We start from the raw sequence: 26,553 nt of genomic DNA, 5'->3' as shown, positions 1-26,553 counted from the left end.
TTGGTTGTACTATGTTTACGTGGTATTTATGAGCCCAAATTAGGAGGATAAAAGTGACTGACAGAGGGGGTAAATCACTTAAAAAAGGGGGTAGATTCATATTTTACCCCCTTTTTTCAGGCATCTGATCTGACCACTGTCAGGTCTTCTGTAAAAGAGTGCCGGTATTTCTTCACGTACTCGGAAGGATTCATTCCGAACAACTTAAAAAACTGCTCCCTGAAGTATTTAATGTCCCCGATCCCCACCTGAAAGGCAGCCTGGTTGACCGTATAGTTCTCTTTCAGCATCAATACTGCTGCTTTCCGCAAACGGATAGAGCGGATAAAGGCGTTGATGGTTTGACCGGATATGGACTTCACTTTTTTATACAGGCTTGAATGGCTCATACCGATAGCCTGGGTGAAGGTCTTAATAGAAAAATCCTCGTTGCCGATGTTGGTTTCTACGATCTCGATACATTTTTTCAGGAAGTCCTGGTATTCAGCAGGTACTTTCAGGTCACTGCGTTTCAGGGTGATCCTTTCCAGGAAATACTCTCTGAGCAGGTTCCGGTTCTTCAGGATCGTCTGCACCTTCACCATTAACAGTTCATTATCAAATGGTTTGGTAATATAATCGTCCGCCCCGCCTTCGATCCCTTCCAGCCGGACCTCCTGGGAAGACGCCGCCGTCAGCAGGATGACCGGGATATGGCAGAAGGCTTCCGTTTCCTTTATTTTCCGGCAGAGTGCCAGCCCGTCCATGCCTTCCATCTGGATATCGCTGATGACCAGGTCGGGCACATATTTCTCTACAGCAGCAAATCCGTCGGTGCCATTCTCCGCCTCATAAATGATATATTTATCGGCAAACAGCTGCCGCAGGTAGCCCCGGATCTCGGCATTGTCATCTATCAGCAGCATGGATTTCTTTTCTGTGATCAGTGCTTCCGAAACGGCAGGTTTGGCCGGCTTACTGTAGACATCCTCTATCAGTTCATCCAGGATAGGGGACTTCTTTACCGGTTCGGTGATCAGTTGGGCTGCTTCAAAGTGAGCGGAGCCGGTCAGCAGGTGGAGGGAGAACACAGTCCCCTGCCCCACCGTACTATTGAAAGTCACTTTACCATGATGGTTTTCAATGAATTGCTTCACGAGGTATAAACCGATCCCGAAACCAGTCTGTGTACTGTCGGCCTGCTGGAACTTGTCGAAGATGCGGCTTTGCATATGCGCTGGGATGCCCGATCCCGAATCAGTGACCGTGATCTTTACCTCACTGGCGGTACCAGTCACCTCGCAGGAGATCTGCCCGCCATCCGGCGTAAACTTGAAGGCGTTGGAGAGCAGGTTAAATAATGCGATCTCAATCTGTTCATAGTTGGCATATACATCGGCTGCCGCATCGGCCGTCACGAACTGGTAACTGATATGCCGGGTTTCTGCCTGCTGGGTGAAACAGAGGAACACTTCATTACAGAGCGCCACGATGTCGAAGCGGGCGACTTTCAGTTCGTCGTTACCTGCCTTACGGAATAACAGCAGCTGATCCACGAGACTGAGTAGTCTTCTGGCATTTCGGTAAACAACACCCAGTTTCTCATTATCTTTCAGCTCTTTGAGCGGATTGATGATCAGTGTCAGCGGCGTTCTGAACTCGTGTGAAATATTGGTGAAGAAGGAGAGTTTCTTTTCATTGATCTCTTTTTCCTTTTCGCTTTCCAGGTGTGCAAGCTTGATCTCATACTTCAATCTTTCCTGGCGGGACTTATATTTTATATAACCATAGATCACCAGGGAGATAAGTACGAGATAAGCCAGGTATGCCCAGGCCGTTCTGTACCAGGGCGGCAGGACAATGACTTTCAGTAATGGTAGTTCCTCCCCCCATTTACCATCCGCGTTGGTCGCCCGGACCCTAAAGGTGTACCGGCCCTCCTGCAAACGGGTATAGTTAGCTGACCGGGCTTCCCCCGCATCATTCCAGTTCTTGTCCCAGCCATCCAGTAAATAGGCATAGCTGATCTTATCGGGAGATGTGTATTCCAGTGAGACAAAATCCAGGGAAATGGCCGCCTTATTATACGGAATGGTCACCTCTTCAATATTCTCCAGGGAGCGTGCGGACACGAGGTCGGTCTGCTGCTGTACCGGGCTGTTATTGATCCGGATACCGGTCAGGAATACCGGGGCGAAGCTGCTCCGTTCATAGATACTATCCGGATAGAAGACATTGAACCCGTTGATACCTCCGAACAGGAACTCACCGGAGCGTAGTCTCAGGGCGGCATTGTAGGCAAACTGGTTGCTTTGCAGACCATCAGAACGGGAGAAGTTACGGGAAGTATGCAGCACCGGGTCGAACTTCGCCAGTCCGTTGAAAGTGGTGAGCCAGAGGAAGCCTTTATTATCTTCGAGCAGGCGCAGGATGGTGTTACTGGGCAGTCCATTTGCTTCCGTGAAGCGGGTGAATTTCCCGGTCGCACCATCTACGAGTAGTAAACCTCCTCCTTCTGTACCCACCCAGAGGTTCCCGCGTTTGTCCTCATGGATGGAACGAACGGTATATCCCAGGGGGAAGGTGTGGTGCTGCCGGTTGTCGCGGTCTATTCTGATAAGACCAGAATAATTACCGCCCCACATATTGCCTTTGCGATCTTCCGCAAGGCACTGGATATTGACGAGGGTTTTATCAAAGAGTTCGAAGTTATTCTTTGCACGATTGAAAAGGTACAGTGTACCATTGTTGGTGGTACTGGCCCATAGCTGTTTTCTGGCATCTTCATAGACCACCCATACGTTATTTTCTTCTGCCTTTGTGAACGGATTGAAGCAGTGAAACTGTTCAAAGGCATCCTGCTGGCGGTTATAGCGGTTCAGCCCACCAAACCAGGTGGCGATCCAGAGATCGCCCTGTCCGTCCTGCACCATGCTGGTGATAAAGTTGCTGCTGAGCGCACCTGGTACGGCAGGGCTGTATTTGTAGATCTTAAAGGTATTGGCTTCGCGGTCCCAGTATTTCAGTCCACCACCATCTGTACCGATCCAGACATGCCTGCCCGCACCTTCACAGAAGGAAAGGATAAAGTTCTCTACAGTGCCGGTAAATGCATGCTGCTCAAAGAGGTGTTTGCGGGCGTCAATGATATTGACCCCGCCACGTAAGGTACCGATCCATTTACGGCCTTCCCGGTCTTCACAGATAGAATAGACCGCGTTGCTGGTCAGTGTCTGCTGACTGTGCGCTGCGTGACCATCTTTGGCGATAAAGATCCCATGACCATCTGATCCGGCCCATATAGCGCCCCCCTGATCGGCGCAAAGGTTCACGATATTGCAGTTCTCTTTCAGATAGTTGGCAGACCAGCCATCATTATAACTGAAAATGCCCTGCTCTGTACCCAGCCAGAGCATCCCTTTCTTATCTGCCTTCAGGCAGTTACCAAGTGTGATAGTACGGTTGAGCACAGTCATGGTCCCTTTGCGGCAATCGTATCTGCAAAGACCTACATGCTGTACGAAAACAAAGGCGGCTGATTTATCAGGTGTGAATTCGATAGCGGTGACTTCATAGCTGATGTTATTTTCCAGGGGTATCTGTTTACCGGTGCCGGGCCACTGGCTGAACTGTATCAGACCATTATTCTCGGAACCAACGAGTACCAGTCCGCCGTTACCGGCCTTTATAATATGAATGTTCCCCTGCACCAGTTTGCCGGTAGCAAATCTGGCCACGGAGAACTGTTCAGTTACCGGATCAAACACGCTGATACCTTTTCTGCCGCCGATCCATAACCGGTGGTCAGAGTCGCCGTCCATAGTATATATCCCGTTATCGATAAGGGACGTGGAATCGCCTATCTTATTTCTGTAGATCTTGAATTTGTAGCCATCATAACGATTCAAACCATCATAAGTACCGAACCACATGAAACCTTTATAGTCCTGGTATACGTTTAATACAGCGTTGTTGGATAGGCCATTTTCTATACTTAGATTTCTGGGCGGCTCACCCGCAGCAAATAGAGATTTCGCTGCAAGGCATAGCCATAACATCATTGTCCACCGCATTATACTGTATTCTTTGCGGTTAAAATAAGGAAATTTATTTATTCAGCGGTTTTATTGTTTAATGTACACTTATTATAGAAGCAGGAATTGGAAATTATTTTTCTATCTTCCGCACTTACTTTAATCGAATCATGATAACTACGGGGACCATCACAGCACCGCCGGAGCGGAAGAATCTACTGCAAACAAAACAACATTTCGAGATACTGGACGGGCTACGTGGTGTAGCGGCCATCGTCGTAGTGGCCTTTCATTTTCTGGAAATAGTATATACCGATCCTAAGACAAACTTTGCCGGACACGGATTTCTGGCGGTAGACTTTTTCTTTTGCCTGAGTGGTTTTGTGATTGCGTATGCGTATGATAACCGTATTGAGAAGATCGGTCTTGGCGAGTTCTTTATCTCCCGTATCATTCGTTTACATCCGCTGGTCGTACTCGGGTCTGTACTGGGTTTACTGGCCTTTCTGTTTGACCCGTTCGCATCCGTACCTGAAAGCTATAACTTCGGGAAACTGGCACTCATCTTCCTGGCGTCTATCCTGATGGCGCCTTTTCCGGTGATGGGAGAAAGAGCCTTCAACCTGTTCGGCCTGAATGCACCGTGCTGGTCACTTTTCTGGGAGTATGTGGCCAATATTGTTTATGGAGTGATCCTATGGAAACTTCACAGACGTGTATTACTGATCCTGGTGATACTGGCCGCTGGCTGGTTAGGCTATATTGCCTACACAGCACAAAACCTGATGGGTGGCTGGAGCAGTGACAACTGGTGGCATGGTGGCGCGCGTATTGCCTTCTCTTTCCTCGCGGGGATGCTGGTCTATCGTTATAACATGATCATTAAGAATAAACTGGGTTTTTCCGGCCTGACAGTTTTACTGCTGCTGGCATTGCTGATACCAGTCTTCCGACAGAACTGGCTGGTGGAACTGGTGATCGTTACCCTGTATTTTCCTTTCCTGCTGGCACTCGGCGCCGGCGCACAACCCGGCAAACTGGTACAGGGCATCTGTCATTTCTTCGGTAAGATCTCCTATCCGCTCTACATGGTACATTATGCGGTAATGTGGGCATTTGCCGGTTACTATACCCAGTACAAACCCGGTACTGCACAATTGACCGGTATCATCTGCATAGGTCTGCTGGTATTGGTGGGTCTGGCCTACATCGCGATGGTGGCGTATGACACACCGGTACGTAAGTATCTGACAGCTAAGAGGAAGGGAAACCGGGCACAATAATTAGCCGGGATTCCCCTATCTTCATATTTTAACTATCCTTAAACTGAAATGAAGAAAAAACTGCTTATCCCCGCATTGGTCGTATTAGCATGGAGCTGGCCGTCTATAACAGTTAGCGGGCAACAGAAGACATCCGTTAAAATACCCACAGCCAGTGAGGCAGACATCAAATCTATCCGCGCTGAGTTTCAAAAGATCAACACCTTAAAGTTAGCGAAGGAGGAAATAAACTATGAGGGACTTTCCTGTGCGCCGGAAGGACGTATCCAGTGTTTCACCCAGGGGCAGGACATCCTCAAGATCGTTGATGCCGGCGCTGCAGGTGACGGCAGCTGGACAACAGAATACTATTTCCGGGAGGGTAAATTTTTCTTCAGTTATGAAGTGATCGTAGGTAGTTCAGCCGACGGACAAGATTCCAGAATTGAGCACCGTATCTATGTGAAAAATGGTAAGATCATCCGTTACCTGGAAAACCAGCAGGAGATCCCTGCAGATAGTTCAGCAGACCGGACACTGGCCATTGCAGCTGAACTGTACAATGTATTCCACAATAACCTGGATTACAACAACACGCTGCTGGAGAAGATATTCTGTAAATAGGTCTTACCTGATCCAGGAAGCGATCGCTTCCATAAAGAGGGTCTGCTGATCGATGAACGCAGCATGTGCGCAATCGTCCAGGTACCATACATGATCACTACCGATCAATGTTTTCAGCCGGTCTATCTGCGTAGCAGCGAATAATCCGTCATCCTTTCCATAGAAAGCGAAGATGTTGATATGACTATCTCTGAGCTTTTCTATTTTAGGTGTAATATCAATGGTGGTATAATGTTCATTCCGCCAGAATCCTCTGCCGGGCGCTGTACTGGTATCAGCCCGGAGGCTTGTCAGTACAGCGTCCTCTTTTACCTTTTTGTTTAATACAACAGCCCGTTCATTAGGATGCGGGGTATCAAAGAAGGCGTTTTTCGTGGCCAGCGCAAAGCAGTTCGTCCTGAAAGCTATGGAACTCCTGTCCATTCCCGCCACCTGTTGTAATTGCTGTAGTCCGGCAGTATCATGCTTCTCCCTGAAAACAACACCTGATCTATCCAGGATGGCCGCATACGTGTCCTGCAGGGAAAGCAGTGAACTCACCAATACCAGTGAGGATACTTTATCACTATACTTCTCTGCATACAGGGTCGCCAGTAATCCACCGAAACTGTACCCGATCAGGGTGGCCCTTTTTATACCGAAACGCTTATAGAGGTCATTGAGATCGTCGAAGGTCTGACGGAAGGTGTACTTCGCTTTCAGGTCAGCCGAGCGGCCTTCTCCCCTCCGGTCATACAGGATGACAAAATACCCCATATCTGCGATCTCCTGTGCGGTGGTGAGCTCAAAGGAGCCAGCGTTGCTGCCCGGACCGCCGTGCAGAAAGATCAGCGGTTTACTGGTACTGTCACCAAATACTTTTGTGTAAGGTAGCTGTGCATAGGTAATACTGATCGAAAATAGCAGGATCAGCGTGAGTATGGAGGATTTCATCTAAAGACTGAATTATGGCGACTAAATTATTTTAAAAAGAGCTGGTTGCAAAACGCAGTGACCCTCAACTGAGGATTTTGACAATACAAAGCGGAAAGGAGTCAACGCGTTATTTTGCAACAGGTGGTAATACGATTCCCAGCAATCCTTTTCTGAACGTGACAGGGATGGTATCTCCACTCCTTAGACCAGTGTAGTATATACGTTCCGGCAACAGGCCGTCATGAACCAGTTCACCGGTCTTTACATGCCGCAGATGCAGGTAGTCAGGTTTACCCCGGCGTTCACTATCGAAATAGACGCTGTATCTTTCCTGCTGCACAGGCGTAACGATCGCCCGGTTCACCAGCAATGCCACCCCCAGGAAGAAGCCACGGGTGATGAAAAAGATAAAGGCACAGGTGATCACGGCGGATAATATCCCTTTCAGGGCCTCCGCAAACGGCCTTATTTTCACAAGTGCGTATATGATGCCAATAACAGATAGGCCTATCCATACCCATAACAGTATCGGCCACAGGTAAGCGTCTTCAAAATGACTGACAGTATCGGCCATGTAGTATTTCTTCTGTGTATAGGGGAATACAACGGTCAGGAAAACAAACACCGTCAGGAAAATAATCCTGACTTTATATTCATTGAATAATGCTTTCAGCTTCATTGTGTCAAATTCGAATACCGCAAATGTACTGCCCCTGCGGAAGATTTCCTACCGATTCCCGTGTTGTACTCAAATATCAGGTACTATTTCCGGATGAGCAGGGTCGGCAGCCAGCCAGGCAACCAAAGGCTGATATTTCAGCGGCTTCTTTTTGTATCACCGTGCCTATTGGCTACCTTCGCAGTCTTCAAAACCCAGTGCATGAAATTCCATAAAAGACTGTTACCAGTCATACTCCTGACTATTTTATCCGCCAGCTTATACAAGCCCGCCACTGCCCAGCAGCTGATCAAAGACCTGTATGTAGATAAAGAATGGTCGAAGGACTATCAGCCATTCCGCATAGCTGGTAACCTTTATTACATCGGTACTTACGACCTGGGCATCTTCCTGATCACCACACCGGCAGGACATATACTGATCAATACCGGCGCTGCGGATTCTGAAGCGCTGATCAAGGCGCATATGAAAGCGCTGGGATTTAAATTCAAGGACATCCGTATACTGCTTACCACCCATGCCCACTATGATCATGTAGGCGCGATGGCCGCCATCAAAAAGCAGACGCATGCCCGTATGATGGTCAATGAAAAAGATGCCGCGCTGCTGGCTGACGGGGGCAATTCCGATTATGTCATGGGGGGAAAGGGCATGATGTTCCTGCCAGTGAAAGCAGACAGGATCCTGCATGATAAGGATACGATCTCACTCGGCGGCATGAACATCGTTGTATTACATCATCCGGGGCATACCCCGGGGGCTAACAGCTTCCTGTTCAATGTTCAGGACACTGCGCATACCTACAGGGTGCTGATCGCCAATATTCCTTCCATTCTTGATGATACACAGCTCGCGGGAATGCCGCTGTATCCGGAAGTCGGGAAAGATTATGCACATACACTGAAGGTCATGAAAGAAGTACAGTTTGACCTGTGGCTGGCCGCACATGCCAGTCAGTATGACCTGCATAAGAAACACCAGCCAGGCGATCCTTATCATCCGGCAGCGTTTAGTGACCGTGCCGGTTATGACGAGGTACTGGACTACTGGCAAAAGACATATGATAAGAGACTGAATAAATGAGCTGTAAGGATAATAAAGAGGCCCGTATTGACACACAATACGGGCCTCTTTATTCGCTGGTAAACCAGTGATAACGTTACGACTGCGATCTTCGCAGAAGATAGTCGGGTGTATACATTACTGTAAGAATAAATACAGCTGACTAAAAAGCTAATGGACCTGAATCATGTCATTGACAACGATCAGGCCATTAGCACACACACAAAGGTGCGGCAGTATGCAGGAAATCATGCCCTGCCGCGTACAATCCAACGTAAAAAAACCAACACTATATGCTTAGCAGACGAGTCATTCACTGATCAACGTCCTCACTGATAGCTCATGTCATCCATTATTCCGGTTCAGCCTGTCTGGCTTTGCGTCCCGGGTAGTCCGCCGAAATATGCCGTCGTTTCTTCAATCAGCGCCTGCATCAGCTCTTCCGCCCTTCTATGTTTCAATACCGGCGCTATCTGTCCACCCCAGAAGTAGAGCATATCCCACTGCGCCTTTTCCATAGCCGCTTTTCTCAGGTGAGACATGAAGGTGGTCTGTAAGGGAAAGGGCAGATAATGTGCAGCCTGTGGGTTCAACTCCGCGGTGATACGGTTAGCGATACCTCTGCCGAGGCGACCGGTAAACGCGCTGGTCAAAGTGGTATACTTAGCGGCATCAGAGAACAGCATATCCCTGTGTAAGGGCGTAGCGTTGGATTCCTCACAGGCGAGGAAGGCCGTCCCTATCTGCACCGCATCAGCACCGAGCGCCATGGCAGCGGCGATACCTTTTCCACTGGCAATTCCGCCAGCAGCGATGACGGGCACCTTCACCTTTTCCCGGATGAGTTGTAACAGTACGAACGTACCCGTTACAGAATTTTCGGCGGAGGCGAGGAAGGAAGGACGATGTCCACCCGCTTCGAAACCAGACGCGATGATAAGGTCCACACCCGCCGCTTCCAGTGCAATGGCTTCGTCCAGCGTGGTAGCGGCGCCGATAGTGACAATACCGAGGCGGCGGCATTGCGCCAGGATATCGGCGGATGGGATACCAAACATAAAGCTGAATACCGGCGGCTTACGATGCAGCAGCACGTCTACCTGATCTTCAAACCTGGATTGGAAGGGAGCAGGTTTATCCGGTACGGCAATACCCATTTCTTCAAAATAAGGGCGGAACAGCTCCCGGGTATGCTGATACAGTTCGTCAGAGACGGTGCCGTCCACGGCGTCAGTATCATTGACCCACAGGTTGATATTATACGGTCTATCCGTAGCTGCCCTGATCTGCTCATCTACGGCAGCGATCTCCTGCGGGCTCATAGAATAGGCTCCGAAGCCGCCCAGCCCACCTGCGTTCGATACGGTTGACACCAATGCTACAGAAGATAAATTGCCTCCAAAGGGCCCCTGCAGGATGGGATATTCAATGCCGAGTATTGCCGATGCTTTTGTCTGGTACCACATAACGTCTGATTATTATTATTCGCTGATATCGCTCATCATCTTATTGACGATGTACCAGCGTCCGTCGATCTTGTGAAAGGAAAGGATTTCGTTGTAATGAAAGTCATACATCTTCACCTTGACCCGGGCCACTGCGATGGAGTTCACGATGTCGATTGACGTGATATCGCCATGGAAAGGCTTGCCGGAATCTTTGGGACTTTGCCGGTTCTTCACCCCTGTCAGGTACTCATCCCTGCTCTTCGCATAAGGTTGCCCTTTTACATCGCCGAACAGTAAGGTACCCGGATACAGGATACTACCTAATCTATCTGTATCGCCTTCATAAATGGCGTTAAAGTAATTATTCTCCAGGGCCGTAGCAATAGCCAGGGAATCCTGTTCATTATTTTTCATCTTATCTGCCTTTTGTGCTTTGAGTACAGGTATGAGACCATACAGCAAAGCGGTCAATAAAAGTGCTTTCATGATCAGTTCAGATGATGGCCGGCCCCCATACCACCGTCCACGTTGATAATGGTGCCGCTGATGAAATCATTCTTCGCCACTGCATATACCATTTGCGCTACCTGTTCCACTTCTCCTACCCTGTTCAGCAGGTGGATGCCAGCGCTCTTATCAGCTTCGTCGCCATGCATAGGCGTACGGATCACACCTGGAGCGATGGTATTCACGCGGATGTTCTGTTTGCCAAATTCAGCAGCCAGTTGCAGGGTCAGTGCATGTATAGCTCCTTTGGAGGAAATCGGCGCAGTAGAAGGACCACCACCCAGCGCGTGATAGACCAAAGGCGTACCAATATTAATGACTGTCCCGCCTTTTTGTTTGATCATCTGGGGAATAACGGCCTGTGTGGTAAAGAAAGTGCCTTTCAGGTTGGTGTCGAGGAAGCGGTCCAGGTAAGCTTCATCGACTTCCAGGAACGGTTTTGTCTCGTATATACCAGCGTTATTCACCAGTACATCTACGCCGCCGAACTGCTCAATCGCTGTCGCCAGCAGGCGTTCGCCGGTACTTTTATCTTTTACATTACCTGCGACCATGGCCAGGTTATCACCGGCGCCCAGTTCCCTGTAGACCTGTTCCAGCTTTTCGGCGGTTGCAGAATTGATGATCACATTATCACCTTTCTCCAGGAAATAACGGGCGACTTCCTTTCCTATGCCCTGAGAAGCGCCGGTAACGATTATAGTTTGCTTTTTCATTTTATGAGGTTTGATACGTTGTGAAATGATTGTACTATTTCCGGTCTGCAGTAATTCCTTTCTCTCTCAGTACGGATACCTGCTCACCTGCAAAACCCCAGTCATCCAGTTCTATTTCCTGAATGACCACATGGGTGAGTTGCGGGTCTTTATTCAGTACGTCTGTGATCAGGTCGGTCACTCCTTTAATGAGCGCCTGTTTCTGTTCTCTGGTAACACCTTCACGGGTTACCTCGATCTTTACGTAAGGCATAACACATTGTTTTAAGCCAGCGCCGTTGATTAAGCGGCTTTAGCGGTGAGCGTAACTGTTAATTCGAAGTCGTTATAGATGAGCGTATCACCCAGGTCTTTGAAAAAGTTACCGGAGCGGAAGCGCATCGCGTATTTGGTACGGTCAATGATCAGTTTACCGCTGGCGGTCAGCTGGCCGTCCTTGACATTTACAGCCGCGTCGAAAGCGACAGGATGGGTGATGCCTTTGATGGTCAGGTCACCATGCACATGATTGCCGGATACGGTAGTGATCACCAGACTGGCTTCGGGATATTTGTCTGTAGAGAAGAAGTCGTCGGAAACAAGGTGACCGAGGAACTGGGCATTCGTAGCCTGGTCGGCGATGTCGAGTATTCTGATAGAGGTAGTATCTACTACGAAGTGACCACCGGTAAGCTGGTTACCGTTCAGGACGAGGTGGCCGTCTTTGATAGCAATGGTACCATTATGAGCACCGGTTACTTTTTTACCCACCCAGTCAATATTGCTTTGCGCACTAACGATTTGAAATTTCTGATTTTCCATTGTGTTTGTGTTTTTGTTTGTTATGATTACAACACAAATGTCAGCCGGAAAATCGGGGTGGTTGCGTGACCTGGATCACATTCAGGGAGAAAGTGATCTGGATCACTTCTCAGGGGTTATAGAGGCGGCTGAGGGTTTCGCGGGAAACACCCAGGTAGGCGGCAATGAGGTTTTTAGGTACCATGTTATAGAGCTGCGGATAGAGGGCCATGAGCTCTTCATAGCGGTACTTCACATTGTTATTCATAAAAGACAGCAGGCGTTTCTGGCTGGCTACATAGCCTTTGTTGGTACGCCAGCGGAAGAAGTACTCAACATTATGCAGCTCCCGGCATAACTTCTCCCTGTCCTCATTGGTCAGGCACAGTAGTTCCGCATCAGTGATACAGTCTACATTGACAGTGGCTTTGGTATGGGCATACAGGGCGTTATAATCAGACGCCCACCAGGTAGGCATGGCAAACTGCAGGATGAACATCTTCAGTTCATCGTTAATGAAAAAGGATTTCAGGCACCCTGATAGTACGAAGTATTCACAGTTGACCATACTACCCTCAGCAATGATGGATTGTCCTTTTTTATACTGCTGGTATTGAAAGTGAGAAAAGAAATAATCAAACTGCTCGTCTGTAAGCGTGGTCACTTTGGATATATGTGTCTTCAGTGTCTCCTTTATTGCTGTTGGTTGCATATACCTGTTTATAGGTTTGTGGAGATAAAGGTAGGTATTCTTCGCTATCTGTGACTATACACAGGAAGAAGTGATGCAGGGGAATAACTTCGGGGCTGCCGCATCGGCTGACGGTATTATTTTCTGCCACAAAGGGATTATCTTGCTCTCCGCATATATTACTCATTCATTAATGACATGAACAGATGACAGACCATAAACTGGCAGCGGCGAAAGCCGCAGCTAAGATGATCAGCGCCGGACAGACCATCGGGTTAGGCGGTGGCAAAACCATTGTATACCTGGCCAGCCAGCTGGCGGAAGACCCCGCTTTGTTGTCATCACTGACCGTCACTTCTTCCTCGTTTGACACGACGGTGCTGCTGCATGAACTGGGCTTCCGGCTTGTGGCACCTTCACTTATCAGTCAGCTGGATATTTACTTTGATGGATGTGATGTATTTGACAGGCAGCTGAACGCATTAAAAAGCGGCGGCGGGATCCATGTCATGGAGAAACTGCTGGCAGCAGCGGCAGAACAGTTCGTATTACTGGGAGATGCCGGTAAACGCCGGGAAGCGTTGGATCCCCAATACCCGCTGGCCATAGAACTGCTGCCGCAGGCGCTGGGGATCGTACGCCGGAAGATCGCTCAACTGTATCCGGGTACCAGGTTCGTACAGCGCCTGAGCAGCGAAAAGAATGGTGCACTCATTTCCGATAATGGCAATATGCTGGCGGATATCTACTTCGACACATTCCCTGATCTGACCCAACTGGATAGGCAGGTTAAAATGATTCCAGGCATAGTGGGACATTCCTTATTCCTGAAAATGGCCCATAAGGCGGTCATATCCGGCGAAAATGGCATTGAAGAGGTGTTACCTGCTGGTACAGATCATTCTTCTGTCCATGCATAACGGGACAGGTGCTGATAAACCAGCGCTTTCACCACCCTGTTTACTCACTCAGGTGAAATCCGTCATCATTGCTTTCAGCTCATCCAGGCGTTTCCCAAAACGTTTCCGGACGTACCAGATATTGCTATAATGTACCGCTCCCCCAAATAACGCTATTATCAGTAGCATCCAATACCAGCTCACCTTACTGCTCAATACCAGCGGGATGGCCACCATGGAAACGCTGGCCACGGTAGAGAACCAGAGGTACAGTTGTACGGTACGTTGTGTTTTCTGGTAGATGCCCGTAATGTACTCCCTGATATCGGTACCCTTGGGAGCAAGAGAGATCATGATCAACCTGATGAACAGGAACAGTGACAACAGGAAGTAAACCATGGCCCCCACATAACTGATACCGATGGCCATGACCAGTTCAGGGCTTAGTTTATGCCTGACCTTTGCACTCATATAACAGGAAAAGATCGTGGTCACAATACAGACCGCTATAATGATGATCTCTTTTCTGACTGTGGCGATCATTCTTTTCCTGCCTGTTATCAGGCGTTCATCTATCATTTTACTCACTGCCTGTTCAGCAAGCTGCGGATTACTATATCTATCGGCGGCTCCCTTCAGCAGGGAATCAAAGTCATCCAGCGGTTCCATTATTGCTTGATTTTTTCACTGGTAATTAAATCTTTCAGTTTCTGCCTGATGCGGCTCAGCTTTGTTCCTACATTGCTTTCAGAGTCACCGGTGATCTCTGCGATCTCCCTGTAACTAATGCCATCAATGTATAGGAGGATGAGGGCTTTCTCTGCCTTCTGCAGGGAACGGATATTGTCCCATAACAGGCGCTCCTGCTCATGCTGGACATTCTCCTGCTCGTGGGTGACAGCTACCGCAGCTGCCTGCCGGAGGTGTTTATCACGCGTGGCAGATTTCCTGGTGTAAGTCAGGGCGGTGTTCAGGGCTACCTGGTACATCCAGGTAGAAAGCTTGCTCTGACCGCGGAACCGTGGATAAGACAACCACAACTGCAACCAGATCTCCTGCAACAGGTCTTCTTTATCCTCTTTGTTATCTGTATAGATATTGACCACTTTAAAGATAATAGCCTGGTGAGGCATGGTATGGTCCAGGAACTCGGTTTTGGTCATTACTCATGCGCCTTTTTGATCGTAAAAGGGATATTTTTCAGGGTATATCCTTTCTTTCTTAAAAGTTCAACAATACCGGCATCACTGCCCAGGTGTCCGGCTCCTACTGCTATGAGCGGATGTTCTTGCTGCTGCAAAAGGGAGTCTATACGGTCAGTCATGATGATGTTTCTTTTATTGACCAGCGTTTCACTGGTATTGGCATCCAATGGCATGAACTGTTCCAGTTCTTTCAGCATGTTTGTAATATTTTGTCTGGCGTAAATAGCCGTCATCTTTGACAGTATTTCCTGTCCTGACAGGTCATTGCTGAGGAACTGGCGCAGGGCCTCTGTCTGTGCCGCGATGCTCATGGTATTAAATGCCTCCATTTGTTCTTTGACTGTTTCCAGGCCACCTACTGCATGTTTCCCGGACATGGCGGCCTTGTATAATTCCAGGTCCACAGAAGAAGTTTTTTCATTACCAAGCAGCATCACTGATACAAACAGCGGTTTTATGGTATAGACCCTGTCTCCCAGCATCTTTGCACTGGCGGAACCCTCCAGTAATTTATTCAGCCTGGCCAGTGAAACCGGATCCAGTAATTTGTTAATATACTGAGACGTGTCGGTAATAAACATACCCGCGCTCATTTCCGCCATATTTATTTTACCAAAGTCCAGTTCGAAGTAGACCCTGCCCGTCTTCTCCAGCAGCTCGAAAGGAGGTTGTGGCAGCTGATAGGTGCTGGTGTCATACAAGTGAATGGTACCAAACAAATAGGCAGGAGCTGTCATGTTCCTGCCGGATATTTCCCATAATAATCCGTTTTGCGGCTGCTTTTGCGCAACTGCCGGAGTCAATGCTGTAAAGGCCAGTGCCAGTGCAACCAAGATAGTTCTGATTAACTTACATGTGCTCATTGTGTAAGGGTTTTATTCATTAGTATAGGGAGGAGGTAAAACCTTACAAGGTTGGGAAAATATTTTCTAAGCGTTTACCGGAGGGCACTATTCACAGACGTGGGTATCCTGTCTATGGAAAAGCCCGCATTACCTGCGGGCTTCTGCCATGTTAATATTATTCAGCTTTCTTTCTACTACGGGCCACCGGTCTGGCGGCCAATTGCGTTAACTCATACGTGTCGTATGGTATATTAAAATTACTGAAGACCTCCATATGGTTGACGAAGTTTGGATGCTGATCAATAACGGTCGCTGCTGCCAGCAATGTTTGCTGCTGAGCAGGGCTGAACTTATTCAGCTCCACTCCATCAGGGAACAGGACCGAAAACAGTGCCTGTAATAAGGTTACCTGTTTCAGGCTATTCGATTCCGGCAGCATATTGATCAGGACGAAGATGTTATCTTCGAGCACTGCTTTCTTCGCATGGCCTAATACCATCAACGCATATTCCGAAACGTCTGTTCCGGTTGTGTAAGGCGTGAGCGCATAGAAGTCATCATAATGAGCAGCGTCCGGATCAGTCAGCGCCTGCAACAGTTCAGACAACCATGCTGCCTGTGCCTGTTTCTTGGTGGCCAGCACCAGGTGGATCGCCATGATCAGGCGTAACATCTTGTCTGTCTCTGTTTGCAGGGCCTCAGAGAACATGCTGACCAGTTTTGCCGGTTGTTTACTGTTCAAATAGTACCGCGCCAGTAAAAAAGCAGCGAATTGGCGTCGCTGAGCTGTATGAGCCGTATTATTCCATTCCTGTAACAATAATGTCTCTGTGTCTGGTACTGCTTCTCCCATGTGCAGCAGCAGGTACTGTGCCTGACGGGCGGTATCATTATCGCTGTCGTTCGCCCATCTCAAAAGCAGCGGAGCAGCTGGCAGTAACGATTTGATCGTCGCTTTGTAGGCTTTCTTCGGATAATCGAAATATGCCTGTCCGAACACTTCAAAGAGGAAGCTCCTCATCCGCTGTTGTATCGCAGGTGTGTCTCCATACAGGGGAAGCATTTTTGCAACGATACCGGCTATTTTATACGTAGCCTCATAGAGACTTTGCTGGTGTTCTATTTCATACCAGATAATGTCGGCAGACATGCTTGCCACGTCGTTATCGTCCGACAGCAAACCCTTAACAGCAAGTGGCAGTCTGCTACCACCTCCCATCGCAGTATCGATGTTTTCCCAGTCAGTCTTCTTCAGTTCTTTGCTGAGATGCGCAGGTGCTACCAGGGCGGCCATTTTTTCTCTTGTCAGCTGGCGTCGCTTCTCCATTTTAAAGTTCTCTATCACTGACTCCCAGTCAGGTAGCAGGGTATCCTCCTCGTAGTCAGACAGCGAAGGTAACAGGTATGCCCAACGTTTCCTTTTACTGCGGAAAGCCTCTTCCTTTTCCTCCATACTTAACATCTCCGCTCCCGATCTTTCATACAGGCGCCAGACGCCGGTACCGTCTCCGTTAGAGGTATAATCGACCAGTATGCTGCCATCAGGATAAAAATACTTTACGCTGAGCAGCGTCTTTGGTTTATCGTCAAGCTGGACCCCTTCATATACCAGTGCATCATTGTAATATCTGCGCTCGTGCAGTGGCATCAATCTTTCACTTCTGACGGAATAAAGCTTGTTACCGGCCGTATTAAAGTAAGCAGTCGTAACATCCTGCCCCCCATTACGGTATAAACTGGCGGATTTAGCAACAGGAGGCTGGCTACTGATGTAATAAAAGGTCTGTAACAATTCGCCGGGTGAATGTGCTTTTGACATCCATAGACTGCCGTATTCATACGACTCTTCCAGTGCTATCTCACCGTCTTCATTATATATTCTTCTCACCTTCAGCGCCCCATTCAGGTCCCATTCCTGGTATTCACCCACATATTTTGCAATGCGGATATTGACTGTTCCCATGACCCATTTGTGCTGACCATGTTCTATGGCATAATGAGCACGTTGTGATACGGTAGCAGGACGGGCGGGTAAAGGCACTCCTTCGGCATTGACAGGCTGGCGCTCCCGGTTAAAATATCGCTGGGCATTGTACCAGGGGCCATCGCCCGGATAATCAAATTCAGCGATCCATACAAACGGGCTATCATATTCGGCTGGCACCGGGAAGGGTTCTGTAGTGGGATGGTCGCTTTTGGTCCAGCGATAGGTACCCGTCCAGAGATCTCCACCACACCATAAGCCTTCCTGGGCGATGGTGCCATCGGGATGAAAACGCTTTATCTGATAAGGGGAAGTACCGTCTCCGTATTCAACAGTACCGGCAAAATGCCCGTCCACATGCCAGTATTTCCAGGTGCCGGTGGGTTGTCCGGCGGCATTCTTTTCGCCCAGCTCCCATTGGTTGTCGGTCGAATTCCAGACAGCTGCCGCAGGGACATTTACAGATTTTTCCATATCGGATAATGGATTAAGGATACTATATGGTTAAGAAATCAGGGTTTCCCGTTTTAGCGTATTTAGTTTATTTCAAGATCATCTTTATAGGTTACGCGTTTAATGGCATTGCTATAATATGCTTACTTACTTTAATGCTCATGAATGGTATTTCTTGTTGTGGTAAAATGGAAGACCGTCATTACTTACGAGATAGCTTTTAAGGTATCAGGGGCCTTGAGCGGCTAAGATAACACAAAGATGATTATTTTTTACTACCTGTTTTTTCTATTTTGCAGGGCAGTTCATGCTACTTCAAAACATTCAACATGTTCAATACACTAACCGGCCTGCTGGGCCGAAGGATTGATGATGCACAGATCATCTCATTTATTGAGACTAACGGATTTAAATACCCTAAGAAAATCACTATTTCAAACCGTTCGGCAGACACCTCCTACTGGGTAGAAAACAAGAAACTCGGATTTGACCTGTTATTCAATATCAACACCTATCTGAAAGATTATCCGCCTGTACCTGGCGATAAAAAGGGCGTTTTTATACCCCTCCTCAGCCATGTAAGGTTCCATAATAACAAGTCAAAAACAACCTTTCCGCAGGGAATTGACTTTACGCATGATTTTGATACGCTGCAGGCTAAACTGGGCGCCCCTACGCTAAAGAGCAGTGATATCACACCTATCTGGCTCAATGATGATGGCAGTGAAAGTTTTTACAGATGGGAAGTGCCGCTGGTACCTGAGAAGTCAATCGTCTGGGGCGTCCAGTATGGGGATGATCTGGCTGTTACTAACATCACACTGGAACTCCAGTATTCCATGCCCGTATTCAAATTATACTATGAATACCTGTATGGCACTTTCGATACCTTCCTAAAATCAAAAAGTCACTATATCACTTCCGATCTGATGTTCCTGCGTTGGGCCATTGAACGTGACCTGGTGAAAACGGATGCGGTAACAGCACCAGTCGTACGTGACATCAAAGAGGGCAAATCACCTGTAACAGAGTGGATACGTGTGCTGGACAGAGGATACATACAGGAAGAAGATTTTGCCACTGACCGCGATTTCGTACATGCCTATATCAAGAACCTGAGTGGTCATGACGTGTTATATGGGCGAGACTTTGCGTTCACACTGCTGACCGATCCGCAGGAAAAGGAAAACTACTTTGGTGAAGCGGCGACAAAGTCGCTAAACGAGATTGCGTTCAATGAAGAGAATTACGCGAAAATTAAAGCCTTGCTGGACATGCGGCTGGCGGAATACAGGGAGCATAGGTTCAGTAAAAGCAAAAAAGAAGTGAGCTAAGCAACTTTTTCCGGTATGGGGCGTCTTTATGCAAACCTCAAACCGCAAACACATGCCAGTCCCATCTTTTAAAGCGATTTGCCTGCTTGTATCAGGTATCCTGTTCCAACTACAGCTTTCTGCACATAACGGGAGTATTGCGTATGCCTATCCACTGGGTAAGATCAAAGTGGACGGTGACCTGTCAGACTGGCCCAGGGACGCGATCCGGTATAAAATAGCCGTGCATCCTTCGGACACCAGGCCGAAAAATGACGCAGACCTCTCCGGCTTTTTCCAGCTCGGGTATAATGAAAACAACCAGTCCCTGTACCTGGCATTTACTATTACAGATGATGACTTTATAGAAGACACCTCCGCCAATGTGCGGTGGAACACTCAGGACGGACTGGAGCTGAGCATTGATGCCCGCCACCTGATCACCGGTTCAGGAGTAGCGTCTTTTATGTACAGCCAGAAGCTGCGTAATACCAACAATGCGTTCTATGATCCTTTTGCCAGTAAAGCCACGTGGGAGATGATGGAAGTGGCGATGATACGCCGGGGCAATACCCGTTACTATGAATGGCGCATCCGGCTGGGAGATCAGTTAGCGGTAGGAAAGTCTATAGGGCTTGACTTTCACGTATTTGACAAAGACAAAGACGGTAGTTTCTCCTGGTCAGCCTGGGGACAAGGTGGTTCCAAATATGTCAATCCCAATAGCCTGGGCGACGTCCTTTTGCTGCCAGCCGGCGCCAAACTGGCGACAATCTCGGGGAAGTTACGCTGGGATAAGACTTCCGCTACCCGGTTACCCGGACGGATCAGACTGGACAACCCCGGCAAACCCGGACTTTGGTTAACCGCAATGGTCGATAGCCTGGGCAACTATACCACCTTAGTACCCGCAGGCAAATACATGCTTACCCTGGCAGATACCTACTATCACCCGGATAAACAATTGTATGCCGCCAAAGAGGAAACACCTGTCACCGTGGTGGTGAAGAGCGGGCAACAGGTAACCGCGAAGGACGTTGTGCTTTCCAATACCCCTATGCCTGACATGATCCCTGACAGCGGCCTATTGCTGGCCGACTTCACAGCGGGTAGTGCAGCACAGACGGACCGTTTCATCGAGACCTATCGTCAGTATTATGGTATTCCCGGCGTATCGCTGGCGCTGATCAAAGATGGGAAGCTGGTCTATCATAAGACTTACGGAGTCACGAATACCATGACAGGGCAGAAAGTGACAGACAGCACCTTATTTGAGGCAGCGTCTATTACGAAACCGGTATTTGCGCTGGCTGTTGAAAAGCTGGCAGAGCGTGGGGTGATCGACCTGGATAAACCCTTATACCTGTACCTCCCCTATAAAGATATTGAATACGACGAACGGTATAAGCTGATCACGGCCAGACATGTATTGACACACCGGACAGGCTTTCCTAACTGGCGCTGGATCAATGACAATGGAAAACTGGACCTGAAGTTTACGCCAGGTACATCTTTCGGCTATTCGGGAGAAGGCTTTGAATACCTGAAAATGGTGGTAGAGAAGATCACGGGGAAGAAGGTCGAACAGGTCCTGGAAGAAGAAGTGATCCAGCCTGTGGGACTTTACCACACTTTCTTCTCGAAGAATGACTCCCTCCAGCGGGTCGTTGCCTTTGGACATATCAATAAGCTACCCAACAATAACGACCTGCCGGAAAACCCGGGTATGGCCTATTCCATGCATACCGAGGCAGCTATCTTCACCCGGTTCATGTTGTACCTGATGGAACAGAAAGGGCTGAAAGCGAGTACCTACGATACCATTTTTTCCAAACATTCGGATTACCCCTTCGATGACTCTGACAGACCGAAAGTACCGACCTATATGGGCATGAGCCTTGAGATCAGGGAAACACCTTATGGAAAGACCTTTGGACATGGAGGCAATAACGGGGATTTCAAATGCCAGTTTGAAGTGTACAAGGATATGAAGATGGGATATGCTATTTTCACCAATTCGGATACATCGGATGAACTGCTGGACAATATGAGGAAGTTCCTGGTGGAAGGGAAAGATTAATTCGTAATTCTATAGAGTATTGTTACTCATCAGATAGCTTTGAGTAGTTTTTTTTCTCTATCTTAAAAAGAAAAATGAAACTCCCCATACCTATCCTGATCTGTATGCTGAGTGCCCCTTTTGCGACCGCCCAGAAAACAGCGCTGAAAGTTAACGTCAGTGCTAATACCAGTCTGCTACCGGACTTCCGGAACGAGGTCGTGTATGTGGAGCGTTTTGTCATACCTGATCTGGTCCGTATTGACAATGCCGTTTCTCCGCCAGCTGTTACACAGACGGCTGCCACTACTAATGCCCGGATAGGCTTTAACCTTGAAGTGGAAGCAGTGAAACCATTGAACGGTCACTGGAAATGGTCCCTCGCCATAGGTGTTATGCAGCTTAAATATGACTATGACACCTATATGGGGCAATCAGCGGAAAACAGGCCCATGTATTTAAGCGAACTTTCGAAAAAACATGGAGATACACGGTTTACCTACGTGACTGCCCGTCCGTTGAATGTAACGCGGTCCTTGGGTCGGTTTTCGGTACAGGCAGGCCCTGTATTTAATTACCTCATCGACAAACAATTCAGCAACGTGATCGTTCGTTATGATGCCAGTACAGGCGCCGCTTCCGGCGGTACATTTGAAACAAAGGGCGATGCCCGGCGGCTGGTGTGGGGTGGTCATTTCAATATGCGTTTTGCGGTAGTGAAGCAACTGGAGATGATGGTTGGCGCTCAGTATTTCTTCAACTCACTTTATAAGAAAGAAGGTACGTACGAAGAACTGCGGGATAAAAGCAAAGCATTACAGTTACAGGCGGGCGTAAGTTACAAGGTAAGCAGCCTGTTTCGATGACTCCCCCGGCAATATTATCACTCCACAACAACTATATTATGCATGTCCTCAGGTCTGCTATGACCACCTTAGGTATTCTCCTGCTGACTGGCGCTCATTACGCCTGCCAATCGCCACAGGCAGACAAAGGCCCTCCTATCCCTGCGCCCGGGTCAACGTCCGCATTCCTGGCAGGTACATTGGAGAAACTGCTTGACAGCTCGCTGACTACGGACACCGTCGAGTATGGCAGCCACTCTCCGGAGCCATTTGTCTTTTTCAAGTCGGGTTATTTCCTCAGTAAAAATGAACGGAATGCGCTGTTCTTTTGTGCACCGAGGGATAGCACCTACCTCATAAAACTATATAGTTTACAAAATAATACCTGGCAGCTAAAAGACAGCATTGAAGGATACGCACTGGGACAACTGTATTTTCATGCCACATATGATGACTATAACTTCGACGGTCAAACGGACATCTATATTCAGGAACTGGCATCCAGCGGATATGTGCTATCGAGCGGGCTACTGCTGACGATTGACGGCGAACAGAAAAAGATCACACCACATATAGAGACAAGGAACCTGGCGAATATGCATCCCGACCCTGCGACGAAAACAGTCATCTCGGAAGAATACATCAGCTGCAACCATCCTGATGGCAGCAATATATGTACGGTGACCAATAAATGGCTGGATGATGTCCTGGAGCCAATAAAGAAGAAATGTAACTGTCCGTAGGAAAAGGCCGGTAGCAACTATATTAAAAGCAACAGGCCGGAAATGATGATTCCGGCCTGTTGCTTTTAAATACGGTGAGGTCAAAGGGATTATCCCAGTACATGCTGGGCCAGTACCTTCTGTACTTCATATACATCCACAGACTTATTAAACTGTTTGCGGATGCTGGGTTGTACTTCACTGGAGATCCAGATCTTCAGTTCTGCGTCCAGGTCAAATGTGCCGGCCGTTTCGATACTAAAGCGGGAAATGCTTTTGTAGGTAATGCTCAGGTATTCCACTTTGCTGCCGGTAATACCCTGCTTGTCAACCAGGATAAGACGTTTGTTTGTGAAGATGAATGTGTCCCTGATGAGTTTGAACCCCAGTTCAATGCTTTCGTTTGGAGTCAGGAGTTTGCCATAATCTTTGATGAGCTGCGCCTGGTCTACAGCGCCAGCATTGCCGAGTAATCCGGAGAAAAGTCCCATTGTTGTAAATTGCTAATGTATAGGTAAATGGTTTGAAGAAACCAAGATAGCTTTTTGTATTACAACCGGCAAATCTATGTTGTCACTTCAGTTCTTTAAATTCAGAAGGGGTCATGCCCGTGTGGGACTTGAAAAACTTTGAGAAGTTGGCATGATCATAAAAGCCCAGGTCAAATACGATCTCTTTCACCGTCATTTCAGATGCTTTCAGTAATCGTTTAGCCTCCAGCAGTACCCTGTTCTGGATCAGGGACGAGGCAGAGACGTTCAGTTGCTTTTTGCAGACCATATTCAGATAGTTAGCAGAGATCCCGATCTCACTGGCGTAGAAGGCGACAGACCGTTGTGCTTTAAAATGCCTGTCGGTCAAACTGATAAAACGGGGAAGGATCGCGTTGGAGCTATAGCTATCCAGGTCTTTGAAAACGTTCTCCGCCACACGACTGATCAGCAGACCGATCGTGCTGCAACGGGCCTGTATCAGCTCCCAGAAGATGGCGGTTGCTTCCAGTTCGTTTTTTACGGACTTAAACTCGTATAGCAGCGTATTAAAAACGTCTTCTGCAAGGTCTATCACCGGGTGATGCTGGTAGAAAGCCGCGGAGAAACGGAGATAAGGGAGGAAAGTCTCAAACCGCTCCCTTCCTATCATCAGTTGATAGCCGACGGTTTCCTGCGCTATTTTCCATTGATGCACCTGTTCTGGAAAGACCATATGTAACTGATAGTCGGCGATGGTGTGCTCCACGAAATCAATGGTGTGTGAGCCTTTTCCCTTTTCAAAAAGTATTACAATGAAGAAGTCATGTTTGTGGGCTTCATCGATAGACCGCTCTCCCAGCAGCTCATGAAACAGGACGGTACAGTCGGCAGATCTACCCTGACTGAACGCCTGAATACTTAATACCGGAAAATGATCTTTCTGATAGTCCATCTGCGCTATATCGTTTGCTGAAGACAGGGTAACCTGACGGACCAGGAGCCGCGGATTACCTCTATGCGGCTAAATTAGGCAAAAAACAATTTGGCTGCTACGCACGCGACCGATAGCGGGCATATAATGCCGAAAGCCGCCTCCATAGTAGTTGGAAACGGCTCCGGACTATACGGCAGATTGCTGATCAGCTGTAGCTTACCGGCCTTCCGTATTTCGATGATGACATTGTAACCAGCTGGCTTTGCATGCTGCAGGGACGTACGGCCGTCGTTGTCAGTAGCAGCTGTTATCAGAAAACAATATTACCCTGGTGGATGAGCGATTTCACTGGTGATATACGGGATACGGCTTCTGCTGAGCAGCTGGCATCCAGGAGTACCATGTCCGCAGCATCCCCTTTTTCAGGCCATTGCTGATTGCCTTTATCATCCAGCGGAAGTACGTTGTAGGTGGCCAGCTTCAGACTTCTGGACAACAGGAACTCAGTAGCGTAACCATATAGCTGAGCCATCACGTTTGCCTTTTGCAATACGCTACCCAGTCCCCAGGTATTCCAGTGGTCAATGATGCTGTCATTACCCGTGCCGACAGTCACCCCATATTTATAGAGGGTAGGGATAGGCATGATCAGTCCACCGAAGGGAATGGTAGACATGATACCTATCTGCGCCTGTGCCAGCCTATCTGCTATTTCCTCCTGTTTGGCCTTTTCCAGTTTGGCCAGTACAAAACAGTGGCTGAGGAAGGTTTTGCCTTTCAGCACAGGGTTCTCATTGACCCTGTCGATGAGGTATTCTACCGTCTTCAGACCGGACTCTCCGGATTCGTGCAGGTGTATATCGATGCCTTTATTGTTATCAAGGGCAAGTTTTACGATAAAGTCCATTGGTTTAGCGATCTCGCCATCCAGAGAGAACGGATCAACGCCACCGATAAAATCAATATCCATTGTAGCCGCTTCCTTCATGTAAGGCACGGAGTCGGTATAGAACAGGCCATGTTGCGGGAAGGCGACCAGTTCGGCCCCGAAGGTGGTCTTTTTATGCTCCAGCGCTTTTTGCAGGTTTTTCAGCGAATCGAGTCTGGAAGTAGGCTCGATGTTCACGTGGCTTCTGGCGAAACCGGAGCCACAGGACTGTAACAGTTCGATAGTCCTTTCGGCATGAGCGGTGGAGGTCCTGAGCATGTCCGGAAGGATCTGCTGTTCCAGTGCGATCATGCCTTTGACGCCGTTTGTCTTCTTTCTGGCGGCCTTCCAGGGACCACCGTAGAACGTCTTGTCCAGGTGGATATGCATATCTTTAAAAGCCGGCAGCATGAGCCATCCTTTTGCATCAGTCGCATTGGCTTTCGGGTCATTAGGCGATATGGCCGTGATCCGGCCATCGGCTGCTTCTATACAAAATAAGTCCGTTTTTGTAGCGATGACCTCCTCTCCTTCATATTCAAATCCTGTTTCCAGTCTGACATTCTTCCATTTCGTCTTTTTGCCTCCCGTAGCAGATGGTCCGTCCCCTGCCGGCGCTTCAGCGTGGGCCGTGGCGAGTAATGAAGGGGTGAGGCCAAGTCCCAGGGTGGCCATAGCCGAATTCCTGATAAAATCCTTTCTGGAGATATTTGTCGCGCGCATAGTTGTTAATCTTTTGGCCAAAGATAAAATGTCATTCACCGGGATATGGGTAGCATTTATAACATTCTCTGTAAGATTTATAAATGAGCGGCTATTTACGGTATGTGCACTGAAACAGGAAAGCATCTCCATTGAACACTGCGATCTTTTTTTTGTTAAATCTGTACCCGGATAGCCAAAAGCAGGGAAAAATACTTCAAACACGTGAATAAGGACAACGGGATTTCCATTCATCGCCGTCATCTTTGCGCCTGTGAACTTTCAGAGAAATGATGATAACCGTTACAACACATACAGGCAGGGCTTTGTGTAATCAGGAAAGAACAGGCGCGGGCTGTCCGGCGTAAGCAGATGGCTACACGAAATACATTGGCGTATGTACGCAGCAGAAAGCCACCTGACAATCATATAGATTTAAACTATCTAAATATAGAAACTAATTGTTTGTGTTTATTTCTTCAATATCATAATTT

At 48.2% G+C, this 26,553-nt stretch carries 24 protein-coding genes; 8 read left to right on the top strand and 16 right to left on the bottom strand.

Annotated features, from left to right (window positions below):
- Window positions 1–116: 116 nt before the first annotated feature.
- A complete protein-coding gene (locus tag GWR21_RS02195) occupies window positions 117–4,040 on the bottom strand; it encodes a two-component regulator propeller domain-containing protein (protein ID WP_238430138.1) in 3,924 nt (1,307 codons plus the stop codon).
- A 143-nt stretch (window positions 4,041–4,183) separates the two neighbouring features.
- On the opposite strand from GWR21_RS02195, the gene GWR21_RS02190 reads away from it, so the two are divergent.
- A complete protein-coding gene (locus tag GWR21_RS02190; RefSeq protein WP_162330147.1) occupies window positions 4,184–5,296 on the top strand; it encodes an acyltransferase family protein in 1,113 nt (370 codons plus the stop codon).
- A gap of 48 nt (window positions 5,297–5,344) precedes the next feature.
- Window positions 5,345–5,899, top strand: a complete 555-nt coding sequence (locus GWR21_RS02185; RefSeq protein ID WP_162330146.1) for a hypothetical protein — start codon at window positions 5,345–5,347, stop codon at window positions 5,897–5,899.
- A gap of 3 nt (window positions 5,900–5,902) precedes the next feature.
- On the opposite strand, the gene GWR21_RS02180 is transcribed toward GWR21_RS02185, so the two are convergent.
- Entirely contained in the window at window positions 5,903–6,832 is a 930-nt protein-coding gene (locus GWR21_RS02180; protein WP_162330145.1) for an alpha/beta fold hydrolase, read from the bottom strand.
- A 109-nt stretch (window positions 6,833–6,941) separates the two neighbouring features.
- Window positions 6,942–7,493 (bottom strand): hypothetical protein, encoded by a 552-nt coding sequence (locus GWR21_RS02175; protein WP_162330144.1) that lies wholly within the window; start codon window positions 7,491–7,493, stop codon window positions 6,942–6,944.
- A 201-nt stretch (window positions 7,494–7,694) separates the two neighbouring features.
- On the opposite strand from GWR21_RS02175, the gene bla reads away from it, so the two are divergent.
- Window positions 7,695–8,576, top strand: coding sequence for a subclass B3 metallo-beta-lactamase (gene bla, locus GWR21_RS02170; RefSeq protein WP_162330143.1), 882 nt, complete (start codon window positions 7,695–7,697; stop codon window positions 8,574–8,576).
- Between the two features lie 341 nt (window positions 8,577–8,917).
- Here the strand turns inward: bla and GWR21_RS02165 are convergent, their stop codons facing one another.
- The 6 genes from GWR21_RS02165 to GWR21_RS02140 all read right to left on the bottom strand — a co-directional run bounded on the left by GWR21_RS02165 (window position 8,918) and on the right by GWR21_RS02140 (window position 12,718).
- A complete protein-coding gene (locus GWR21_RS02165) occupies window positions 8,918–10,021 on the bottom strand; it encodes an NAD(P)H-dependent flavin oxidoreductase (protein ID WP_162330142.1) in 1,104 nt (367 codons plus the stop codon).
- A gap of 15 nt (window positions 10,022–10,036) precedes the next feature.
- Complete coding sequence (locus tag GWR21_RS02160) at window positions 10,037–10,489, bottom strand: nuclear transport factor 2 family protein (protein WP_162330141.1); 453 nt, start codon at window positions 10,487–10,489, stop codon at window positions 10,037–10,039.
- A 2-nt stretch (window positions 10,490–10,491) separates the two neighbouring features.
- Window positions 10,492–11,226, bottom strand: coding sequence for an SDR family NAD(P)-dependent oxidoreductase (locus tag GWR21_RS02155; protein ID WP_162330140.1), 735 nt, complete (start codon window positions 11,224–11,226; stop codon window positions 10,492–10,494).
- Window positions 11,227–11,260: 34 nt separating this feature from the next.
- A complete protein-coding gene (locus GWR21_RS02150) occupies window positions 11,261–11,479 on the bottom strand; it encodes a tautomerase family protein (RefSeq protein WP_162330139.1) in 219 nt (72 codons plus the stop codon).
- 29 nt (window positions 11,480–11,508) lie between these two features.
- Window positions 11,509–12,027, bottom strand: a complete 519-nt coding sequence (locus GWR21_RS02145) for a YceI family protein (RefSeq protein ID WP_162330138.1) — start codon at window positions 12,025–12,027, stop codon at window positions 11,509–11,511.
- Window positions 12,028–12,136: 109 nt separating this feature from the next.
- On the bottom strand, window positions 12,137–12,718 hold the full coding sequence (locus tag GWR21_RS02140) for a Crp/Fnr family transcriptional regulator (RefSeq protein ID WP_162330137.1): 582 nt from the start codon (window positions 12,716–12,718) through the stop codon (window positions 12,137–12,139).
- Between the two features lie 185 nt (window positions 12,719–12,903).
- Here GWR21_RS02140 and rpiA point away from each other — a divergent pair, with 185 nt between their 5' ends.
- Window positions 12,904–13,617, top strand: a complete 714-nt coding sequence (gene rpiA, locus GWR21_RS02135; protein ID WP_162330136.1) for a ribose 5-phosphate isomerase A — start codon at window positions 12,904–12,906, stop codon at window positions 13,615–13,617.
- Window positions 13,618–13,665: 48 nt separating this feature from the next.
- Here the strand turns inward: rpiA and GWR21_RS02130 are convergent, their stop codons facing one another.
- From GWR21_RS02130 to GWR21_RS02115, 4 genes are all read right to left on the bottom strand, one after another.
- The gene (locus tag GWR21_RS02130) at window positions 13,666–14,265 is read right to left on the bottom strand and encodes a hypothetical protein (RefSeq protein ID WP_162330135.1); all 600 of its coding nucleotides are present in this window, start codon (window positions 14,263–14,265) and stop codon (window positions 13,666–13,668) included.
- Entirely contained in the window at window positions 14,265–14,759 is a 495-nt protein-coding gene (locus GWR21_RS02125) for an RNA polymerase sigma factor (RefSeq protein WP_162330134.1), read from the bottom strand. Before GWR21_RS02125 ends, GWR21_RS02130 begins: the two co-directional genes overlap by 1 nt.
- Window positions 14,759–15,664 (bottom strand): TraB/GumN family protein, encoded by a 906-nt coding sequence (locus GWR21_RS02120; RefSeq protein WP_162330133.1) that lies wholly within the window; start codon window positions 15,662–15,664, stop codon window positions 14,759–14,761. Before GWR21_RS02120 ends, GWR21_RS02125 begins: the two co-directional genes overlap by 1 nt.
- A 157-nt stretch (window positions 15,665–15,821) precedes the next feature.
- Window positions 15,822–18,104: a hypothetical protein gene (locus GWR21_RS02115; protein WP_162330132.1), complete on the bottom strand. Its 2,283-nt coding sequence runs from the start codon at window positions 18,102–18,104 to the stop codon at window positions 15,822–15,824.
- 308 nt (window positions 18,105–18,412) lie between these two features.
- Between GWR21_RS02115 and GWR21_RS02110 the strand changes: the two genes are divergently transcribed.
- The 4 genes from GWR21_RS02110 to GWR21_RS02095 all read left to right on the top strand — a co-directional run bounded on the left by GWR21_RS02110 (window position 18,413) and on the right by GWR21_RS02095 (window position 23,043).
- Window positions 18,413–19,417, top strand: a complete 1,005-nt coding sequence (locus tag GWR21_RS02110; RefSeq protein WP_162330131.1) for a hypothetical protein — start codon at window positions 18,413–18,415, stop codon at window positions 19,415–19,417.
- 52 nt (window positions 19,418–19,469) lie between these two features.
- On the top strand, window positions 19,470–21,476 hold the full coding sequence (locus GWR21_RS02105; RefSeq protein ID WP_162330130.1) for a serine hydrolase: 2,007 nt from the start codon (window positions 19,470–19,472) through the stop codon (window positions 21,474–21,476).
- 74 nt (window positions 21,477–21,550) lie between these two features.
- Window positions 21,551–22,321, top strand: a complete 771-nt coding sequence (locus tag GWR21_RS02100) for a PorT family protein (protein ID WP_162330129.1) — start codon at window positions 21,551–21,553, stop codon at window positions 22,319–22,321.
- A 38-nt stretch (window positions 22,322–22,359) separates the two neighbouring features.
- Entirely contained in the window at window positions 22,360–23,043 is a 684-nt protein-coding gene (locus GWR21_RS02095) for a hypothetical protein (protein WP_162330128.1), read from the top strand.
- Between the two features lie 89 nt (window positions 23,044–23,132).
- Here the strand turns inward: GWR21_RS02095 and GWR21_RS02090 are convergent, their stop codons facing one another.
- The 3 genes from GWR21_RS02090 to GWR21_RS02080 form a co-directional block, all read right to left on the bottom strand.
- Window positions 23,133–23,513, bottom strand: a complete 381-nt coding sequence (locus GWR21_RS02090; RefSeq protein WP_162330127.1) for a PH domain-containing protein — start codon at window positions 23,511–23,513, stop codon at window positions 23,133–23,135.
- Window positions 23,514–23,595: 82 nt separating this feature from the next.
- A complete protein-coding gene (locus GWR21_RS02085) occupies window positions 23,596–24,447 on the bottom strand; it encodes a helix-turn-helix domain-containing protein (protein ID WP_162330126.1) in 852 nt (283 codons plus the stop codon).
- Between the two features lie 292 nt (window positions 24,448–24,739).
- Window positions 24,740–26,080: an amidohydrolase gene (locus GWR21_RS02080; RefSeq protein WP_162330125.1), complete on the bottom strand. Its 1,341-nt coding sequence runs from the start codon at window positions 26,078–26,080 to the stop codon at window positions 24,740–24,742.
- Between the last annotated feature and the right edge of the window lie 473 nt (window positions 26,081–26,553).

It is taken from the genome of Chitinophaga agri, assembly GCF_010093065.1.
Classification (GTDB): Bacteria; Bacteroidota; Bacteroidia; order Chitinophagales; family Chitinophagaceae; genus Chitinophaga; species Chitinophaga agri.
The sequence above is the reverse complement of the archived record's forward strand: the minus strand, read 5'-3'. Positions and strand labels throughout refer to the sequence as shown.